The following is a 19,622-nucleotide window of genomic DNA, read 5'->3' on the forward strand; positions in this document are numbered from 1 at the left end:
TCAGTCGTACGACGACCCCGCCCGATCCACCATCGCCACCGCTTCCACGTGCGCCGTCTGGGGAAACAGATCCACGGGGACGACGCGCCGGGTCACGTAGCCACGGTCGGCCAGGGCTCGCAGGTCGCGCCCCAGCGTGGGCGGGTCGCAGGAGATCAGGACGATCCTCGACGGTCCGAGGCCCGCGATCGCCTCGGCCACTCCCCTCCCGAACCCGGTGCGCGGCGGGTCCGCGATCACGACCAAGGGTGGCGACGCGCCTCGGTGGGACGATCGCAGGAACGAGGCGACGTCGGAGGCGACGAACTCGATCGGACCGAGACGCTCTTCAGTGGCTGCCCGCCGCCCGCACTCGATCGCCTCGCGATCCGCCTCGACCACGGTGCCGCGCGCGCCCCGCCGCGCCAGTGCGAGCGCGAAGACGCCAACGCCCCCGTAGAGGTCGAGCACCTGAGGCGACGCGAACGACGCGGTGGCGTCGAGCACGAGCCCTACCAGCGATTCGGCGGCTCCCGGGTTGACCTGGAAGAACGCCGCCGCGGGTAGCCGGAACCGCGTTCCACCCAGGGTCTCCTCAATCCAGGGATCACCCAGGAGCGACACGGTACTCGTCCCGCCCCGCCTGCCGGGGCGGGCGAGGAGCCTGACCACCCCCTTCACCTCGGGATGGCGCGAGGCGAGGTGGCTCGCGAACGGCATCGCCGAGGGGAAAGGTCCAGGCGAGCCCCGGAGCGCGACGAGGACGTCGCCGGTCGCCTTCGACTCCCGGATGACGAGCCGCGTCGGCTCGGAGGAGCGGTCGAGGGCGGCCTCGTGCCGCCCTGCCCCCTCCAGGAAGAACCCGCGAGCCGAGGTCAGAACTCGCGCCCCCGCGCTCCCTTGCAGCAGGCAGGACTGGACGTCGACGATCCGATCCACGGTGCGGGGAGGATGGAAGCCCAGGACCCTTCTCGGACCGACCCGGCCGAAGGTCATTTCGACCTTGTTGCGGTATCCCAGATCCCGGTCCGACGGAAGGGTCTCGGCGACCTCCACCCCGACGAGTCGCCCGACGCGCTCGACGCCGTCGACCACGAGGCGGCGCTTCCAAGACCGCTGATCGGCCTCGCCGAGGACCATCCAGGGGCAGCCGCCGCACGCCCCCTGGATCGGGCATGGCGGCGTGCGGCGGGATTCGGCCGGCTCCAGGACGCGCACGGCGCGTGCCTCGACCAGCGCATCCCGGGATCGGACCGGAACCGCTTCCACCAGGTCTCCGGGCACGGCACCTTCGACCAGCCAGACTCGACCGACGACCCGGCCGATCCCTCGGCCCCCGGCCACCAGCGCTTCGATCCTGACCGTCTGGGTTTCATGTCCCGGAGGCGGGACCACCACATCATGGGTTCCTGGTCCCCGATCGTCCAATCCCTTGTATTTTTTCCTTGACATGCGCCACCGCATGGGGGTAGGGTCAGGTTGTGGTCGGGTGCCTATGGCAAATCTCAGAGGTGGGAACGTAATGAGGTCGGTACCGCATTCGAGGCAGGTTTCGCTTCCTCGGACGCTGCTCACTCTCCCCGGAGGACAGCAACCCAACCTCGACGCTTCCGAAGCCGGTGCTTTGCGTCGGCTTCTCCCACCTTTCGCTCACGGCTCGGTCCCGCCCAGCGGGCCTCGCCGTGGGCTCATGCCAACCCACCGCTGGAGTCTCGACCCGTGCCTTGGGAGCTATTGTCCGGGGAGAGCGAGCAGCGTCTGAGGATCCGCGCCCGCGGACGTGATCGTCGCCCGCAACCGTCATCGAATCGCATCGCGAGTTCATGCGCCGGGGACCATCCTCGTATTTGGCAGCCGCGCACGGAATATTTTCCCCCCTTTCAGCCGGGACCGCCGTAAATTCCTAGGGTCAACTTTCGGGCAGCTTTGTCGTGTCCGCCCGACGCTGGGGATCCGGGGGGGTGCTAGCCCCGGCGGACGGCGGTTCGTAGCGGTACCGGGTTGCCCACCTCCCCTCACGGGGAGAACTCGGTGGCCGCGTTCGGGCGGTGGCGCGGGCCACCGCCCTTCTTTTTGTCCATGCTTCGGCCGCGTCGCCGGGCGCGACGTCAGCCGAGCGGGCCACGCTGCGCTTGACCGTGTTCGGTGGCGGGCGTTATCTTCCGGGCCGGGAGTCGAGGCGCGCGTTTTCCGGCGCGGCAGGAACGGCAGATGGAGATCCTCACGGGCGAGCAGATGCGCCGGGTGGACCGGAGGGCGATCGAGTCCCTCGGGATCCCCGGTCTCTTGCTGATGGAGTCCGCGGGTCGCGGGATCGCCGAAGCCTTGCTCGCCGACTTCCCTGATGCTCGCGCGCGCGGCATCGTGGTGCTCTGCGGCAAGGGGAACAACGGAGGGGATGGGCTCGTGGCCGCCCGATTCCTCGCGCGGGCCGGTCTCGTCCCGAAAGTGATCCTGCTCGCCGCGGGGGACGAGCTCTCGGGGGACGCCGCGACGAACTTGAGAGCCGCGCGAGCCAGCGGCTTGACGGTTCTCGAGGCGGTGGGCCTCGAGGACTGGGAGCGGCAGAAGGGGGTCCTGAGGGAGCGCGGGCCCGTGGTCCTCGACGCCCTCCTGGGAACGGGAGTTCGCGGGGGCGCGAGGGGGCTTCCCGCCCGGGTCATCGACGACCTGAACCGATCCGGCGCCACGGTCGTCTCCGTCGATTTGCCGTCGGGGCTCGATTCGGACTCGTGCCGGGTCGAAGGTCCGGCGGTGAGCGCCGCGCGGACCTACACCCTCTGCCGCCCGAAGATCGCGCTGGTCCTCGAACCGGCATCCGCCTTCTCGGGGGCGTGGAAGGTCCTCCCGATCGGCATCCCGGACGTCGCGGTCGCCGAGGAGAATCCGGACCTCGAGTGGCTGGACGCCGCCGCGCTCAGCGGCGCGCTGCCGGTCCGTCGGGCGAACGCGCACAAAGGTACCTACGGCCATCTCCTCGCGGTCGCCGGCTCCCGCGGAAAAGCGGGAGCTGCGGCGCTCGTTGCCCGGGCCGCGCTGAGGACGGGCGTCGGGCTGGTGACGGTCGCGACCCCCGCCTCCGCGCTTCCCGTCGTCGCGGCGCAGCAGGCCGAGGTGATGACGGAGCCGCTGGACGAGACCGCGTCGGGAGCGATCTCGGCGGCGGCTTCCGCGCGCGTCCTCGACCTCCTCCTGTCCAGGACCGCGCTGGCGCTCGGACCCGGCCTCGGCACGGAGCCCTCGACCCGGGACCTGGTGACGGCCGTGCTCTCCGGGCGGAAGCGACCGGCGGTGATCGACGCCGATGGCTTGAATGCCCTGGCAGCCGGGGGACCGGACGCCCTCCGCCGCGCGGGCTCCGCCGATACGCCATGGGTCCTGACGCCCCATCCCGGCGAAGCGGCGCGCCTCCTCGAGTGCAGCGCGGCCGCGGTTCAGGAAGACAGGCTCGGCGCGGCGCGACGCCTCGCCGAAGCGGCAGGAGCGGTGGTCGTCCTGAAGGGACACCGGACCGTGATCGCCGCTCCCCGGGGACGGGCTTCGATCAACGCGAGCGGAAATCCTGGGATGGCGACCGCAGGTTCCGGCGACGTCCTCACCGGGGTCATCGGCGCGCTCCTCGCCCGTGGGCTCGACCCCATGAAGGCGTGCCGGATCGCGGTGTTCGTCCACGGCGACGCCGGCGACCGGGCCGCCGCCGCGAAAGGTCAAGAGGGGATGATCGCGGCCGATCTAATGGAGCGGCTGCCTGAGGCGATCCTCGCGCTCGGCGGCCCGGAAGAAGGCCAGCCGTGGTGATGACAAGGCGGTCCAAGCCATCGGTCAAGTCCGTCGAGAGCGCCTCGCCCCGGGCGGCACCGCCCGTCCCGCGGACGACCTTCTCTCTCAGCGAGGAAGAAACCTGCGAGATGGGCCGCGCGCTCGGGCGGGGGCTCAAGGGCGGAGAGCTGATCCTGCTCGAGGGGGACCTCGGCCTCGGGAAGACCGTCTTCGCCCGAGGGGTCGCCGCCGGCCTCGGTGTCCTCCCGGAGGACGTCTCCTCTCCCTCCTTCACCCTCGTGCAGGAGTACACGGGCGGACGGAAGCCGATGTTCCACGTGGACCTGTACCGGGTCGACGATCCCGAGGAGATCGGCACGCTCGGCCTCGAAGAGATCCTCTCGGGCGGCGGTGTCGTGCTGGTGGAGTGGGGCGAGAAGCTCCCGCCGTACCTGAGGCGCGAGGCGATCGCCGTTCGCTTCCACGACGTCGGCGAAGGCTCCCGCCGGATCGAGATCGCGACCTCAGGGAAGCCCGCGGAGCGGCCCCAGGGCGACGCCTAATCGAGCCGGTAGTTCGGCGCCTCCTTCGTGATGATCACGTCGTGCACGTGGGACTCGCGCAGCCCCGAGCTCGTGATCCTCACGAATCTCGCTTCGTGGCGCAGGGCGGTGATGTCCGCGCACCCGACGTACCCCATCCCCGCGCGGAGGCCGCCGACGATCTGAAGAACCAGGGCGGAGAGCGGGCCCTTGTAAGGGACGCGCCCCTCGATCCCCTCCGGCACCAGCTTCCGCTCGTCGAACTCGTCCTGGAAGTAGCGGTCCCGCGAGCCGAGCTTCATCGCGCCGAGGGAGCCCATCCCGCGGTACTCCTTGAACGTCCGCCCCTGGTAGAGGACCGTCTCGCCCGGGGACTCCTCGGTTCCCGCGAAGAGGGAGCCCACCATGACCGACGAGGCGCCGGCGGCGAGGGCCTTGGTCACGTCGCCGGAGAACTTGATCCCGCCGTCGGCGATCAGCGGAACCCCGGCCTCCTCGCACGGCCCCGCGGCCTCCATGATCGCGGTCAGCTGCGGGACCCCCGCGCCGGTCACGATTCGCGTGGTGCAGATGCTCCCCGGGCCCACGCCGACCTTCACGCCGTCGACGCCGAGATCGATGAGCGCCTTCGCCCCCTCGCGGGTCGCGACGTTGCCCGCGACGAGCTGGACGTCGGGGAACCGCTGGCGCACCCGCGCGACGGTGCCGAGGACCCCCTCGCTGTGCCCGTGCGCGGTGTCCACCACCAGCACGTCCACCCGCGCCTCGATCAGGGCGGCCGCCCGATCGGGGGTGTCCGCGCCGATCCCGACCGCGGCGCCGACCCGCAGGCGGCCGAGCTCGTCCTTGCACGCCCGGGGGTACTTGATCTGCTTCTGGATGTCCTTCACGGTGATGAGACCGACCACCCGGAACTCCGAGTCCACCACCGGCAGCTTCTCGATCCGGTGCTTGTGGAGAAGCTCCTTGGCCTGCTCGAGGGTCGTGCCCACCGCCACGGTGATCAGCCCCTCCGAGGTCATCAGCTCGCGGATCGGCTGGTCGGTCCGCGTGCAGAACCTCAGGTCGCGATTGGTGAGGATGCCGACGAGACGCCCGTTCTCGTCGTTGATCGGCACGCCCGAGATCCGGAACCGGCTCATCACCTCGAGCGCCTCGAAGATCTTCTGGTCCGGCGTCATCGTGATCGGATCCACGATCATGCCGGACTCGGAGCGCTTGACCTTGTCCACCTCGTGGGCCTGGGCCTCGATGGACAGGTTCTTGTGGACGATCCCGATCCCGCCCTCCTGAGCGATGGCGATCGCGAGGCGGGACTCGGTGACGGTGTCCATCGCCGCCGACACCAGCGGGATGTTCAGGGCGATTCCGCGGGTGAGCCGCGTCCGCGTCTCCACCTGGCTGGGCAGGACGCGCGAATGCGCGGGCACGAGCAGCACGTCGTCGAAGGTGAGGGCTTCGTGGGGGAAGACTTCGGCCATCGTGCGCCTCCGGTACCGCTCCGGAGAACCGGGCCCCGGGCGCGGGACGGCATTCTAGTCGAAACTCCCGCGCGCTCCCAATGTCGCGTTCGAGGGGTCGGCGAGGCCACCGAGCTTCAGGACCGTGTTCCAGTTGCGGCCCGTGGCCGACGTGCCGAGCTTCTTCTCGATGAGGACGTTCGTCAGGCGCGAGCGGCCGACGCCGGCGGGATACACGACGTAGAGGTGCCGGCCGGAGGCGCGGACGACCTCCGGGCCGGTGATCGAAGCCCGCAGCGCCTCCACCTGCTCGCCGTCCGGCGCGCGCTTCAGGAGCACGACCAGGAGATGGCCGGGATCCCGCTCGGCTTCGTCGCGGAAGGGGTTTCCCGCGACGATCCCTTTCCATTCCTCCGCGGTTCGGACGAAGAAGTCCGTTCGCAAGCCGAGGCGCTTCTCCGCCTCCCCCTCCAGCAGGCGCTCCAGCTCGGCGCCCTTTCGGCGCGCGCCTCGGAAGACGAGATTGCCGCTCTGGAGCAGCGACCGTGGATCGGTGAAGCCAAGGACGGTCAGCAGCTCTCGCAGGTCGGACATCGCGACCTGCCTGTGCCCGCCCACGTTGATGCCCCTGAGGAGCGCCAGGTGCATCGTCACGACCGTGGCCCCCGCAGCTCGAAGCGTAGGGCCCCAGGCTCCGAGCCGTCGCCGATCAGGTGAAATCCACGCTTCCGCAGGAGGCCGATCGACGGTGTCAGCTCCGGAAGGGGCTCGGCGATGATCCGTCGGACGGCGGGGTCGGCCGAGGCTCGGGCGACGAGCGCCCGGGTCACGGGCTCGCACGCGCGCCGATCTTCTTCACCGACGCGCGGGCCTCCGCCTGAATGTCCGACGGCATTCGCCCGTCCTTGGCGATCTGCCTGAGAACCGGTAGCGCCGACCGCGCCGACGGCCCGATCTTGCCCAGGGCCGTGATCGCCCAGAAGCACTCGAAGGAGCAGTCGGGTCGGCGCTTCACGAGCCACTTGACGAGGTCGGGGACCACGGCCGCGTCGCCTCGGTTCACGAGGCCGGACAGCGCGCCCGCGGCGGCCTGGGAGAGCGGGATGGAATCGCCGTCCAGCGCCTTCGCGAGGTCGGGAACGTACCGTCGCGCAGGGGCGCCGAACGTCCCCAGCGCGATGGCGGCTCCGGCGCGAATCTCGGAGTCCTCGGATTCCGAGTTCAAGAGCGCCGCGAGGGAGGCGACGGCGCCGGGCGGGAGCTGCCGGAGCGATCCGACAGCTTTCTGCTGTCGACGGCGATCCGGCCCCTCCACGTCGCGGCAGAGCGCGCGGAGCTGCTGCGTGTCCGGCAGCTCCGAGGCGAGCGCGGTGACGCTCAACGCGATGCACAGGGCGACTCGAAATAAGGTCGTCACGACTCGAACCGTCGATTCCCCGTCCACGTCGCCCCCCCCCGAGGTGCCGGAGCCGCCTCTCCGGATTCCGACGAAACGCGCCACGTCGTGCGCCGTGGGCGCGGGCTCCGCGCCGTCTTCCCCTCACGCCACCCCGGCGGTCGCTCCGTGGCACTTCTTGAACTTCTTGCCGGAGCCGCAGGGGCAGGGGTCGTTGCGGCCGACCTTCGCGGTCTTGCGCTCGACGGTCTCGATGCCCCCGCGCGCCGTCACGCCCGCCGCGGAGCGCGAGGCCGCGGCGAACACCTGCTCCTGCTCCCGCCGCCGGCGCTCCTCCTCCCTGCGCCGGTCCTCGTCGGTCATCGGCTCGAGGAGGAACAGGAACCGCACGGCGTCGTTCTCGATCTGCTCCTTCATGGTCGAGAACATGTCGAACGATTCCTTCTTGTACTCGACGAGCGGGTCGCGCTGGCCATAGGCCCTGAGGCCGATCCCGTCCTTGAGGTGGTCCATCGCGAGGAGGTGGTCCTTCCAGGACGAGTCGATGATCTGCAGCAGGATGTGCCGCTCGTACTGGCGCATCAGCTCCGAGCCGACCTTGGCCTCCTTCGCCGCGTAACGGGCCTCGAGCTTCTCCCAGACCGCGTCGGCGACCTGGTCCAGCTGGAGCTTAGGGAGGGCGATGCCCTCCCGCTCCGGCTCGGTTCCGAAGAAGTGGAGGACCTGCTGGCGGAAGGGCTCGATCTCCCACTCCACGGGGCTCTTGTGGACGCCGAGGTAGTCGTCCACGAGGACCTCGAGAATCTCGCGCGCCCTTCCCAGGAAGTACTCCGACTGCTCCTTCCCCGCGAGCAGGTCCCGGCGCAGCGCGTAGATCTCGTTCCTCTGCATGTTGTTGACGTCGTCGTACTCGAGGAGGTGCTTCCGGATCTCGAAGTTGCGCTCCTCGACCCGCTTCTGCGCCTTCTCGATGGCGCGGCTGACCATGCCGGACTCGATCGGCGCCCCCTCCTCCGTCCAGACCCTGTTCATCACGCGCTGGACGAACTCGGTGGCGAAGATCCTCATGAGGTCGTCTTCCAGCGAGAGATAGAAGCGGGAAGAGCCGGGATCCCCCTGCCGGCCGGCGCGGCCGCGCAGCTGGTTGTCGATCCGCCGCGACTCGTGTCGCTCGGTCCCGATGATGTGGAGGCCGCCGAGCGCCACGACCTTCTCGTGCTCCTCCCGGCAGGCGACCCGGGCACGTTCGAGCGCCTCGGCGTACGCCGCATCCCACTCGTCCTTCGGCGTCTCCCCCGGCTTCTGCCCCTTCAGGATCAGCTCCTGCCGGGCGAGGTACTCGGGGTTGCCGCCGAGGAGGATGTCGGTCCCTCGCCCGGCCATGTTCGTCGCGATGGTGACCTGGTTGATGCGCCCGGCCTGGGCGACGATCTCCGCCTCCATCTCGTGGTACTTCGCGTTGAGGACGACGTGCTTGATCCCCCGGCGGCGCAGCAGCCCCGAGAGCTTCTCGGACTTCTCGATCGAGATGGTCCCGACCAGGACCGGCTGGCCCCGCTTCTGGCAGTCGGCGATCTCCTCGACCGCCGCGTTCCACTTCTCGTCCTCCGTTCGGTAGAAGATGTCGGAGTTTTCGATCCGGATCAGCGTCCGGTTGGTGGGGACGACCACGACCTCGAGGTTGTAGATCTTGTCGAACTCCACCGCCTCGGTGTCCGCGGTGCCGGTCATCCCGGCGAGCTTGCCGTACATCCTGAAGTAGTTCTGGAAGGTGATGGTGGCGAGCGTCTGGTTCTCGCGCTCGATCTTCACCCCTTCCTTGGCCTCGACGGCCTGGTGGAGGCCGTCGCTCCAGCGACGCCCGGGCATGAGCCGCCCGGTGAACTCGTCGACGATGATCACCTCGCCGTCCTTGACCATGTAGTCCACGTCCCGCCGGAAGAGGACGTGGGCCTTCAGGGCCTGGCTGACGTGGTGGAGGACCTCCATGTTCGCAGGGTCGTACAGGTTCTCGATGCCCAGGAGCTGCTGGCAGTGCTCGACGCCGGTCTCGGTGAGGGTCACGGTCCGGGCCTTCTCGTCCACGATGTAGTCGCCGGTGTCCTCCTGCTCGTACTCCTTCCCTCCCTGGATCACCGCTCCCTTCCGGAGCCTCGGGACGATCCGATCGAGCTTGAAGTAGAGGTCGGTGGACTCCTCGGCCGGGCCGCTGATGATCAGCGGGGTCCGCGCCTCGTCGATCAGGATCGAGTCGACTTCGTCCACGATGCCGAACGCGTGGCCGCGCTGGACCATCGAGTCCAGCGTGAACTTCATGTTGTCGCGGAGGTAGTCGAACCCGAACTCGTTGTTCGTCCCGTACGTGATGTCGGCGCCGTACGCCGCCTGACGCTCCGGGTCGGTCAGGTCGTGCTGGACGCAGCCGACGGTCATCCCGAGGAACCGATAGATCCGGCCCATCCACTCCGCGTCGCGCCGCGCCAGGTAGTCGTTGACCGTGACGACGTGCGCGCCCTTGCCCGCCAGCGCGTTCAGGTACACGGGGAGCGTCGCCACGAGGGTTTTCCCCTCGCCGGTCTTCATCTCGGCGATCTTTCCCTCGTGGAGCACCATCCCGCCCACGAGCTGGACGTCGAAGTGCCGCATCTCCAGAACGCGGCGCCCGGCCTCGCGGACCACCGCGAACGCCTCGGGGAGGAGTTCGTCCAGGGTCTCGCCGCGCTCGAGGCGCCCCCGGAACTCGTCCTTCTTCGCGCGCAGGTCGTCGTCGGACAGCGAGCGGATCCCGGGCTCCAGCCCGTTGATCAGCTCCACCCTCGAGCGCATCCGCTTCAAGGTGCGCTCGTTCTTCGAGCCGACGATTTTCGTGAGGAGCATGTTGATCATCGAGCGATTCCCGCGGGACGGCGCCGGCGCGGCGCGTCGCGCAGGTCCTCCCCTAAGCATCGGCCAGTATAGGAGGCCGACCGGAGATTGGCTACGGCTCCGTCCCGATCCCCGGCGGGAGAGGCGCCGGCGGGTGGACGACATTGAAGAAGAGGCGGTCGACCGCCCGAAGCAGGGCGGCGTCGGTTCTCGCGACGCCTCCGCGAAGGGACAGGGGCAGGCGCAGGGCGCGGAGGAATCGGTCCGCCGTCCGGTCGGCGACGACGCCCGCGGCGGCCCAGCCGACGTCGTGCAGGGCGAGAAGCGCCGCGTAGGCCCGGGCGCCGCGGCGGTTCAGATCACGCCAGGTCCCGTCCCGCCTCACGGCGACGGCGCGGCCGATCACGCTCTGGCGGTCCACGGGCGGGTCGAGCGCGAGCACGCTGTCCCCCCGGGTCCTCAGGCAGGGCCGTCCGTCCGGATGCGTGGCGCGACCGAGCAGCCGGTGCACCGCGAGATAGCTGGCCTGCCGGAACACCAGGAGATCGCCGCGGCTCAGCTCTCCCGGCGCGAAGTCCACGCAGAGCACCGATCCCGGAGGCACCGTGGGCTTCATGCTCTCGCCCAGCACCCTCACGGTTCCCAGACGTCCGGCGCTCCCCATGAGAGCCACGGCGGCGTTCACGAGCGTCGAGGTCATCTCGTTTTGGGGGTTCACGAAGCCGGCTCGATAAGCCGACCCCCTCCGGACCTGCGGGGGGGCATGACCTTCAGGTCCGGAGGGGGCTCGACACTGACCAGGAGGAGGTCATGTCTACGCTTCCGATGAAAAGCAACTCCGGTGCCAATCCTGCGAATTTCAATTAGTCCGTGCTTCCGCGACATTAGCGATTCGCTCCCGCAGGGTACTGCCCTACCGTCGCTGCCAGGCTGACGTAGCGCGGCAACGCCGCGCGCCAGCATGGCGCGTGGCGCTCGAGGGCGCGCTCCCGCGACCTCAATCATCGGGGTCCCCCTCACCCTCTCGACGGGCCAGACGCTCGCGGATCTCGGCTTCGGCCGCTTTGACCTCGGCTTGCAGCAGGTTGATCTTCTCCATGATCGGATCGATCAGATCGGCGTGATCGAGCAGGTCGGCGTGGAGGCGCCGGTCCACGCCCACGATCCGCGCCGGGATCCCGACCACCGTGCAGTTGTCCGGAACGTCCCGCACCACCACCGACCCCGCCCCCACCTTGACGTTCTCCCCCAGGACGATGTCGCCCAGCACGGCCGCGCCGCATCCCACGACCACTCCGCGGCGGAGCGTCGGGTGGCGCTTCCCGCGCGTCTTGCCGGTGCCGCCCAGCGTGACGCCCTGATAGAGCGTGCACTGGTCCCCGATCACCGCGGTCTCTCCGACGACGGTTCCCATGCCGTGGTCGATGAACACGTCGCGTCCGATCGTCGCGCCGGGATGGATCTCGATCCCCGTCAGGAACCGCGCCGTGTGCGACACGAGGCGGGCCAGCGTTCGGAGCCGGAGGCGCGCGTGGAGGTAATGCGCGACCCGATGGGCCGCGAGCGCGTGCACCCCCGGATAAGCCAGCAGGATCTCGAGGCCCGACCGCGCCGCCGGATCCCGCTGACGCACGGTGTCGAAGTACTTGAACATCATCGGTCCTCGCAGGGTCGACATTTCGCCGCCCGGAGGGTCAATTTATCATCCTACCCTCCGCAAAAGCACGGCTGATCGGCAGCATCCGGGGGTTCCACCCCCGGACCCCTGGCAACCACGCGAGCGCAAGGCAGCGGACTGCCTCGCGCTCGCGGGGTTACATCAAGAAGACACCGGTTCGGGTCCGCAAGAAGTAACCCCGAGTTTGGAGGGCAGTCCCCTGCCCTCCAAACTCGGGGTTGCGGGGGTTCGGGGGCGGAGCCCCCGACGATCCGCTCGCCGTTGCCCTCCCTTCCCGCGCTCTGCTACCGTACCCTCTCCGTCGGTCGTCGAACACCGGAGCCCCCGTGTACTACAAGAACCTGTTCCGGAAGCTCGAGAAGACGCTGGCCACCCTCGAGCGATCGGAAGACCTGGTCGGCACCCTCGCCGCGATACTCGGCCGCCTGGTGAACGACTTCCAGGACGACCTCGGGATCGTGGGCGGGAGGATCTACGTCCGCCACGGGAGCCACTACGTCCTGGAGACGGAGTTCCCGCCCGGCAAGGCCCCGCTCGGCTTCAGGATTCCCGTGTCGTACCGGCCGATCCAGGAGATCCTCGATCGGGGATTCGTGCTGAAGGACATCACGGACCCGGGGATCGATCGCGAGATCGAGCGGGCGATCGGGGTGAGCGTCTTCGCCGCGATCCGCGTCGGCGAGAAGGGGCGCCAGATCATGGCGTTCAGCCTCAAGCACCCCGCCGAGGCGGATCAGGTGGTCTACACGCTGAACACGATCCGGCACGTGGTGAATCTCAAGGTGCGCCAGGAGCACCTCGAGGGTCGGGTCGCCGAGGCGCGGGAGATCCAGCTCTCCCTCCTGCCCCTGACCTCGCCCGCCTTCGGGCCGTTCGATCTCCACGGCGCGTCCGTTCCGGCGGAGGAGGTCGGAGGCGATCTCTACGACTTCATCCCGGTCTCCTCGCGGCGAATCGGGATCGCGATCGCCGACTCGTCGGGCCACGGCCTTCCTGCCGCCCTCCAGGCCCGGGACGCCATCATCGGCCTCAGGATGGGGGTCGAGGAGCAACTGCGGCTCACGGCGACCATCGAGAAGCTGAACCGGGTCGTCAGCCACTCCGCCCTCGCCTCGAAGTTCATCTCGCTGTTCTACGGCGAGCTGGAGCTGAACGGCACGCTGGTCTACTGCAACGCGGGGCACACGCCGCCGCTGCTCCGGGCACGCGGCGGCGTCGAGGAGCTGACCCGCGGCGGAACCGTGCTGGGCCCGAATCCCGACGCTCGCTACGAGCGGGGGTACGTGGACCTGCCTCCGGGCTCGGCGCTCCTGGCTTACACGGACGGTATCAGCGAAGCGGAGAGCGCCGCGGGCGAGGCGTTCGGGGTGGAGCGGCTCCGGGAGGTCCTGGCGTCCGAGCGGTGGGCCTCGGCGCGAAACCTCGTCGAGAAGGTCTTCGGGGCGGTCAAGGAGTTCTCCTTGGCGGACCCGCCCGTGGACGACCAGACGGTCGTCGCGGTGGTGAGGCGCTGATCACCGCTCGAGGAGGCAGAACACCACGCCCACGGCGGCGATGAGCAGCCCGCTCCACGCCTCCATGTGGCGCGCCGCTCCCGGCGGCTCGAAGCGCCGGATGCCGACGACCCCCGCCACGGACAGGCCCACCATGAGCGCGATCGTGGTGACGCTGTAGGCCAGCGAGACCATGGCGATGACCCTCGCGCCGTGCTCCGCTGCGGCCAGCACGATGGGGAGGACGAGCACGCACGGGTTCAGGCCGACAATCAGCGCGAGGTAGACGACCCCGCGCCCCCCCGCGCCCTCGATGAGCTGCCGGTCGGCGTGGTAGTGGAGATGCTCCGGGTGAACATCCCCCTCGTGCCCGTCGCAGTCGGGCCCCTCCTCGCCGCGGTGGAGCATCACTCCGCCGGGGTGGAAATGCCCCCCCTTCTTCCAGGCCCATCCGGCGTAGGCCAGGCCGAACACCACGAGCAGCGCGCCGCTGACGCGCTCGAGGGTCGCCCCGACCGCCTCCATCGCCCCGCGGCCGATCCGGATGGCCACGAGGCCGAGCAGGACCGAGAGGCCCGTGTGGATCAACGCCGAAGCCCCGGAGACCGTCGCGACGGTCCGCGCACGCCAGCGACGAGCCCGGCCGATGAGCACGAACGGGAGCCAGTGGTCCGGGATGAGCGTGTGGAACGCCGCGGTCGCGACCGCGGTCCCCGTCAGCAGGTAAGAGGTGGCATCCGACACGGGATCATCTCGCTCCTCGAGAAGAGGCGGCCGGATTCTAGCACCCGCCAGGCCGCTCGATGAGCGCGGCCGCGCGCTCGCCGGAGGCGGCGGCTCCCTCGAGCGTCGCGGGAAGCCCCGTGTCGGTCCAATCGCCGGCCAGCACCAGGTTCGGCACGGCGGTCTCCGCCTTAGGCCTCGACGCCAGGTTGTCCGGCGTGAAGCGCGCCGTCGCCTCGCGCTCCTTGATGACGCGCGACCTGACGAGCGCCGCGCCGCGGCTCCCCGGAAAGAACCGGCGGACCTCCTCCGTCGCGGTTCGGACGATCTCGTCGCGCCCGCGCTCGATCCAGTCGAACGCCGCGCTCCGCACGAGCGAGAGGTAGCCCGGCGGTCTGGCTCCCCCGATCCGGCCGCGGTCGAACACCCAGTGGACGGGAGAGCCCAGGAGCCCCGACATGCTGCGGTCCGCGACCTCGCGATCGAACCAGAGGTGGACGCCGACGATCGGGGACGCCCCCAGGGATCTCGCACGCTCGGCCCCGAAGTCGGACGCGCCGGGGGGCAGAAGCCCGGCGGCGGCGCGCGGAGGAACGGCGACCACCGCGGCGCCCCCCTCGTGCCGGCTCCCGTCCCGGCAGACCGCAGCCTCGAACCGTCCGTCGTGGCCGGTCTCGAGGCGCTCCACGAGCTTCCCCAGCAAGATCTCTCCACGGCGCTCGCCGAGGTACCTTGCCGCGGGCGCGGCGATCACCGCGTCGAGGCCGCGCGACGGGAAGCCGAGGCGCGACGCCGAGGGGCCGCCGAGGAGCGCGCGCCGCACCACTTCGGCGAGCAGCGAGGCGGGCGCGGTCTCGGGATCGAGGTTCAGCGCCGCGAGCGTCAGCGGGTCCCACAGCACCGAGCGACCGGCCCGCGACGAACCGAGCGAGGCGAGCCACGCGGCGACCGTCATCCCCCGGGCGCGGGGCCCGCCGGAGCGTACGTCGCGCGCGACGGCGCGGGCCGTGGCGAGATCGCGCAGCGGAAAGCCATCGAGACGCGCCAGGCCCGCGAGGAGCCCGAAGGGAGACGGAAGCGCCGCCGGCCGGAACGTCGCGCGGCCCCCTCCGGGCCGAAGCATGACCACTTCGAGGCGCGGCTCGAACGCGATGGCCGCCGATCCCCCGGTCCGGGACGTGAACCTCAGGAAGCTCTCATAGCACCCGATCACGAGATGCTGGCCGTTGTCCTCCACGTCTCCGGTCAATGGGTCGACGAAGGAGCGCGCCCGCCCGCCGGGTGCGCGCGCCGCCTCGAGGAGGCGGACCTTCGCGCCGCGAGCCGCGAGAACGGCGGCCGCCGCCAGTCCCGCGCACCCCGCCCCCACGATGATCGCGTCCGGCCTCAAGCTCGGCTCCCCAGCCGGTCTCTCAGGAGAACGCCGAGGGCGATCAGCCCCCGGTGCGGCGCCGCGACCCGGGGCTTCCGAGCGAGCACCGCGGCCCCCGCGCGCTCGATCTTGCGGAGGAGCACGCGATAGACCGCGGCCATGATCCGCCCCGCCATCAGCCGCCGGCTCTCTCTCCGGGGGAGGGCGGCGGCCGCCGCGGCGAATCGATCCCGCGCGTACGCGGCCTGCTCGCGGATCAGCGCGTCGAGCCGCTGCAGCACGTCCGGGTCGCGCCGGGACAGGTCGCTCTCCACGAGACCGTGGCGGCGGAGCGCTCCCGCCGGCAGATAGACCCGGCCCCTCTCGAGGTCCTCCCCGACGTCCCGAAGGATGTTCGTCCACTGGAGCGCCACGCCCAGCTCCTCCGCGTAGGCGTCCGCGGCGCCCTCCTCGCATCCGAAGACGCGGACGCAAAGCAGGCCGACGGCGGACGCCACGTGGCGGCAGTACTGACGGAGGTCCTCCTCGCTCTCGTAACGGCGGCCCTCGATGTCCCAGCCCACGCCCTCGAGGAGTTCCTCGAACGGCTCCCGCGGAAGACGGAACGCCTCGACCACGCGGGCCAGGCGGGCGACGTCCGGGTCGTCCGCCCTCCCCGCGAAAGCGTCGTCGAGCTCGCGGCGGACGGCGGCGAGCGCGGCCCGCGCCTCCTGAGGTCCGGCCGCCTCGTCCACCGCGTCGTCCGCACGGCGGCAGAAGCCGTACACCGTCAGGATCCCCTCCCGCCTCGCGGGAGGCAGGAAGCGGAACGCGACGCGGAAGCTGCTGGCGGGGCCGCGGGCGCCCCTCCCCGCCGCGGCGGCGCCGCTCGGGGTCACGGCGACGCCCAGCGGCCGAGCACCGCCTTCGCGGTCAGGAGCGCTTTGTCGCCGGCGGTCAGCTCCGGGCGCGCGTGGAACACGTCGCAGCCTGCGGCTTCGATCCGGTCGAGGATCCGGTTCCCTCCGAGCCACGTCAGCCGGATCTCGATCGCCAGCCGGCCTCGGAGCTCGTGGAGGAGCGGGCGGCCGTCCTCGAAGAAACGCCGTGTCCGCCCGAGAAGCTCCAGCAGGAGGGCTCGAAGCCCCTCGTGGAGCCGTCCGGCGCGGAGATCTTCCTCGGCGACGCCGAACCTAAGGCGGTCGTCGGCGGGGAGGTAGATCCGGTCGTTCCTCAGGTCGACCGCGACGTCCTGCCAGAAGTTGGTGAGCTGGAGGCCGGTGCAGATCGCGTCCGAATGGCGCGCGCGCGCGTCGTCCGCGTGGCCGTAGAGGAGGAGCATCAACCGGCCGATCGGGTTCGCCGACCTCCTGCAGTAGTCGAGGAGGGCGTCCCAGCTCGCGTACCGCCGGACCCGGCAGTCCTGCCTGAAGGCGTCCAGGAGGTCCCGGAACGGCCCGGCCGGGAGCGAGAACCGCTCGATCGTTTCGCCGAGCGCGACGAACACGGGGTGGTCCGCCTCCCCGGCCAGGCAGCGATCGAGTCGCTCCTCCCAGCGCTCGAGCTGCTCGAGTCGCCTCCCGTCGTGCATCGCCTCGTCGGCGAAGTCGTCCGCGGCGCGGGCGTAGGCGTAGATCGCGGCGACGTGCGGCCTCAGGCGGCGAGGAACCAGTCGCGACGCGACGGGAAAATTCTCGTAATGGGCACGAGCGACCGCCGTGCAGTACGCGTACGCTTCCTCCCGCGTCCAGCGAGCGCGCTCCCCGACCGCGGCCTTCACCATGCCCGTGGCCTACCGGGCGTACTCGACGGCACGCACCTCGCGGATCACGGTCACCTTGATCTTGCCGGGGTAGTCCATCTCGGTCTGGATGCGCGACGCCAGCTCGGACGCCAGGAGGTCGACCTTCGCGTCGTCGACCTCTTCGGAGCGGGCGATCACGCGGATCTCGCGCCCCGCCTGGATCGCGTACGACTGCTCCACCCCCGGCATGGAGTTGGCGAGCCCCTCGAGCTGCTCGATCCGCTTGATGTACTCGGCGACGCTCTTCCGCCTCGCCCCGGGCCGCGCGCCCGAGAGGGAGTCGGCGGCCGAGACCAGGACGGAGATCGGCGAGATGACCTCGCAGTCCTCGTGATGCGAAGCGATGGCGTTGATGACGACCTCGGGCTCGCCGTACTTCCTCGCGACCTCGGCGCCGATCTCCGGGTGCGTTCCCTCCCGCTCGTAGTCGATCGCCTTGCCGATGTCGTGGAACAGGCCCGCGCGACGGGCCAGCTTCTCGTCGAGCCTCAGCTCCGCGGCCAGCATCCCGGTGAGGACGGAGACCTCCTTGGCGTGGAGGAGCGCGTTCTGCCCGTACGAGGTCCGGTACATCAGGCGCCCCAGGAGCTTGACCATCTCGGGGTGGACGTCCCGGACCCCCAGCTCCTTCAGGGTCTGCTCCCCGGTGCGACGCATCTCCTCGTCGAGCCGCCGCCGGTTCCGGCGGACCAGGTCCTCGATCCGTCGAGGGTGGATGTTGCCGTCCTTGATCAGCGACTCGAGCACGCGGCGGGCGACCTCGCGGCGGACCGGATTGAACCCGGACAGCGTCACCGTGCTGGCCACCTCGTCGATGAGGAGCTGGATGCCGGTGGCCTTCTCGAAGGCACGGATGTTCTTCCCCTCGTGCCCGATGATCCGTCCCTTGATCTGGCTCCCCTCCGGGAGCTGGAACTGGGTGACGGTCCGCTCCGCGGAGAAGTCCGACGCCGCTCGCTCGATCGCCAGGGCGATGATCTTCACCGCCTCGGCGTCGGCGACCCGCTGGGCCTCGTCCTTGATCTCCTTGATGAGCGCCGCCGCCTCGTACCGGGACTCCGCCTTGAGACTGGCGAGGAGCTGGCGCTTCGCGTCGTCGCGTGTCATGGCGGAGATCCGCTCGAGCTCCAGGAACTCCTTCTGGAGGAGCTTCTCGAGCTCTTCCCGGGCGCCGCGGAGCTCCTCGTCCTTGACGCCCAGGGCCGACTCGCGCTCCTGGAGGGCCTCGCGCTGCCGCCCCAGGTCCACCTCGAGGTCCTGGAGCGTCTGCCGCTGGGTCTTCACGTCCCGCTCGCGCTTCAGGAGCTGCCCCTTCCGGGATCGAAGGTCGTTGTCCGCCTTGTTCCGCTGGCGGAAGATCTCCTCGCGCGCCTCGACCAGAGCGGTCCTCTTGGCCTTCTCCGCCTCTCGGCGGGCGTTGTGGAGCAGCTCCTCGGCTCGCCGATGCACCGCCTCGATGCTGTTCCGGCCGAGCCGGTTGTTGAACCACCAGCCGAGCGCGCCGCCCGCGGCGAGCGCGACCGGCACGGAGATCAGAAGGAGCGTCGGGCCGCTCATGGTCGATCCTCCCCGCGCTCCTCGAAGGCGGCGTCGGAAACGAACGGGTTCGTGAGGCGCTCGTGTCCGAGCGTGGTCTCCGGGCCGTGCCCCGGAAAGCAGACGATGTCCGAGGGGAGCCGGAACAGCTTGCCCCGGATCGAGGCCACGAGGTCGGGCCACGAGCCCCCGGGCAGGTCGGTCCGACCCACCGATCCCTGGAACAGCGTGTCCCCGACGATCATGCGGCGGCCGAGCCTGAGACAGGTCCCGCCCGGCGTGTGCCCGGGCGTGTGGATCACCTCGATCTCCATCCCGTCGAACGCGAGCGGCACGCCCTCCTCGAGCTCGAGGTCCGGCTCCGGCGAGGGGTCGATCCGGTAGCCGAGGGCGTCGCCCTGGGCCGCGAGCCCGCGGAGGAACGGCGCGTCGGCGGGATGGATCGCGAGGGGTGCGCCGGTTCGCTCCTTGACGAGACGGTTCCCGGCGACGTGGTCGAGGTGCCCGTGGGTGTTCACGACGAGGTCGAGCGCGAGGCCGCGACGATCGAGGAAGTCGAGCACCTCCTCGATTCCGAATCCCGGGTCGAACAGCGCCGCCCGGCGCTTAGACGGTCCGACGAGCACGTAAACGTTCTGCACGAACGGACCGAGCGCGAACCGGACGAGCTCGAGATCCTCCGTCATGCGGGTCTCCCGCGGTGCGCCACCGAGGCGGAGGTATGATCCGACAAAAGCCGGGCTCGGGCAAACGGCGTCAGTGCCGCCTCTGGGCCGCCGGCAGGAACCGCTTGCGGAGCCGGAAAGCTTTGGGTGTGACCTCCACGAGCTCGTCGTTCCGGATGAACTCGAGCGCCTGCTCCAGGCTCAGCGACCGGGGGGGGATCAGCCGTATCGTCCGGTCGGAGGTGGAGGCCCTCATGTTGGTCAGCTTCTTCTCCTTCGTGATGTTGACGTCGATGTCCGCGGGACGGGCGTTCTCCCCGATGACCATCCCCTCGTAAACCTGGTCGCCGGGCTCGACGAACATGGTGCCG

At 70.3% G+C, this 19,622-nt stretch carries 17 protein-coding genes; 3 read left to right on the forward strand and 14 right to left on the reverse strand.

Translation table 11 applies throughout. From position 1 onward, the window contains the following. Window positions 1-1,323, reverse strand: coding sequence for a 23S rRNA (uracil(1939)-C(5))-methyltransferase RlmD (rlmD, locus tag LAO51_07815; protein MBZ5638649.1), 1,323 nt, complete (start codon window positions 1,321-1,323; stop codon window positions 1-3). 867 nt (window positions 1,324-2,190) lie between these two features. Here rlmD and LAO51_07820 point away from each other — a divergent pair. Together LAO51_07820 and tsaE are read left to right on the forward strand one after the other, a co-directional pair. Then, a complete protein-coding gene (locus LAO51_07820) occupies window positions 2,191-3,777 on the forward strand; it encodes an NAD(P)H-hydrate dehydratase (GenBank protein ID MBZ5638650.1) in 1,587 nt (528 codons plus the stop codon). A gap of 110 nt (window positions 3,778-3,887) precedes the next feature. Next, window positions 3,888-4,301, forward strand: coding sequence for a tRNA (adenosine(37)-N6)-threonylcarbamoyltransferase complex ATPase subunit type 1 TsaE (gene tsaE, locus LAO51_07825; protein MBZ5638651.1), 414 nt, complete (start codon window positions 3,888-3,890; stop codon window positions 4,299-4,301). Here tsaE and guaB read toward each other — a convergent pair. From guaB to cysE, 6 genes are all read right to left on the reverse strand, one after another. Next, window positions 4,298-5,761, reverse strand: coding sequence for an IMP dehydrogenase (gene guaB, locus LAO51_07830; GenBank protein ID MBZ5638652.1), 1,464 nt, complete (start codon window positions 5,759-5,761; stop codon window positions 4,298-4,300). The genes tsaE and guaB overlap by 4 nt on opposite strands. A 54-nt stretch (window positions 5,762-5,815) precedes the next feature. Then, entirely contained in the window at window positions 5,816-6,394 is a 579-nt protein-coding gene (locus tag LAO51_07835; GenBank protein MBZ5638653.1) for a DUF1697 domain-containing protein, read from the reverse strand. 172 nt (window positions 6,395-6,566) lie between these two features. Continuing rightward, window positions 6,567-7,241 carry a hypothetical protein gene (locus LAO51_07840; protein ID MBZ5638654.1) on the reverse strand — a complete coding sequence of 225 codons (675 nt, stop codon included), beginning with the start codon at window positions 7,239-7,241 and terminating at the stop codon, window positions 6,567-6,569. Window positions 7,242-7,280: 39 nt separating this feature from the next. Beyond that, window positions 7,281-10,022, reverse strand: coding sequence for a preprotein translocase subunit SecA (gene secA / locus LAO51_07845; GenBank protein ID MBZ5638655.1), 2,742 nt, complete (start codon window positions 10,020-10,022; stop codon window positions 7,281-7,283). 91 nt (window positions 10,023-10,113) lie between these two features. Next, complete coding sequence (locus tag LAO51_07850) at window positions 10,114-10,719, reverse strand: S24/S26 family peptidase (protein MBZ5638656.1); 606 nt, start codon at window positions 10,717-10,719, stop codon at window positions 10,114-10,116. 279 nt (window positions 10,720-10,998) lie between these two features. After that, a complete protein-coding gene (gene cysE / locus LAO51_07855) occupies window positions 10,999-11,658 on the reverse strand; it encodes a serine O-acetyltransferase (GenBank protein ID MBZ5638657.1) in 660 nt (219 codons plus the stop codon). Between the two features lie 347 nt (window positions 11,659-12,005). On the opposite strand from cysE, the gene LAO51_07860 reads away from it, so the two are divergent. Further along, window positions 12,006-13,193 carry a PP2C family protein-serine/threonine phosphatase gene (locus LAO51_07860; GenBank protein ID MBZ5638658.1) on the forward strand — a complete coding sequence of 396 codons (1,188 nt, stop codon included), beginning with the start codon at window positions 12,006-12,008 and terminating at the stop codon, window positions 13,191-13,193. Here the strand turns inward: LAO51_07860 and LAO51_07865 are convergent, their stop codons facing one another. The 7 genes from LAO51_07865 to LAO51_07895 all read right to left on the reverse strand — a co-directional run. After that, window positions 13,194-13,916 carry a hypothetical protein gene (locus tag LAO51_07865; protein ID MBZ5638659.1) on the reverse strand — a complete coding sequence of 241 codons (723 nt, stop codon included), beginning with the start codon at window positions 13,914-13,916 and terminating at the stop codon, window positions 13,194-13,196. Window positions 13,917-13,953: 37 nt separating this feature from the next. Further along, window positions 13,954-15,285: a hydroxysqualene dehydroxylase HpnE gene (gene hpnE, locus LAO51_07870; protein MBZ5638660.1), complete on the reverse strand. Its 1,332-nt coding sequence runs from the start codon at window positions 15,283-15,285 to the stop codon at window positions 13,954-13,956. Then, window positions 15,282-16,145, reverse strand: coding sequence for a squalene/phytoene synthase family protein (locus LAO51_07875; GenBank protein MBZ5638661.1), 864 nt, complete (start codon window positions 16,143-16,145; stop codon window positions 15,282-15,284). The genes hpnE and LAO51_07875 overlap by 4 nt, the downstream gene beginning before the upstream one ends. Beyond that, window positions 16,142-17,029 carry a squalene synthase HpnC gene (gene hpnC, locus LAO51_07880; protein ID MBZ5638662.1) on the reverse strand — a complete coding sequence of 296 codons (888 nt, stop codon included), beginning with the start codon at window positions 17,027-17,029 and terminating at the stop codon, window positions 16,142-16,144. Before hpnC ends, LAO51_07875 begins: the two co-directional genes overlap by 4 nt. Before the next feature lie 9 nt (window positions 17,030-17,038). After that, window positions 17,039-18,607 (reverse strand): ribonuclease Y, encoded by a 1,569-nt coding sequence (gene rny, locus LAO51_07885; GenBank protein ID MBZ5638663.1) that lies wholly within the window; start codon window positions 18,605-18,607, stop codon window positions 17,039-17,041. Next, window positions 18,604-19,272 (reverse strand): MBL fold metallo-hydrolase, encoded by a 669-nt coding sequence (locus tag LAO51_07890; protein ID MBZ5638664.1) that lies wholly within the window; start codon window positions 19,270-19,272, stop codon window positions 18,604-18,606. Before LAO51_07890 ends, rny begins: the two co-directional genes overlap by 4 nt. A 70-nt stretch (window positions 19,273-19,342) precedes the next feature. Then, window positions 19,343-19,622, reverse strand: a 280-nt coding sequence (locus tag LAO51_07895) for a translational GTPase TypA (protein MBZ5638665.1), incomplete at its 5' end; no start/stop codon positions are given.

Source organism: Terriglobia bacterium, assembly GCA_020073205.1.
In the GTDB taxonomy this organism is placed as follows: domain Bacteria; phylum Acidobacteriota; class Polarisedimenticolia; order Polarisedimenticolales; family JAIQFR01; genus JAIQFR01.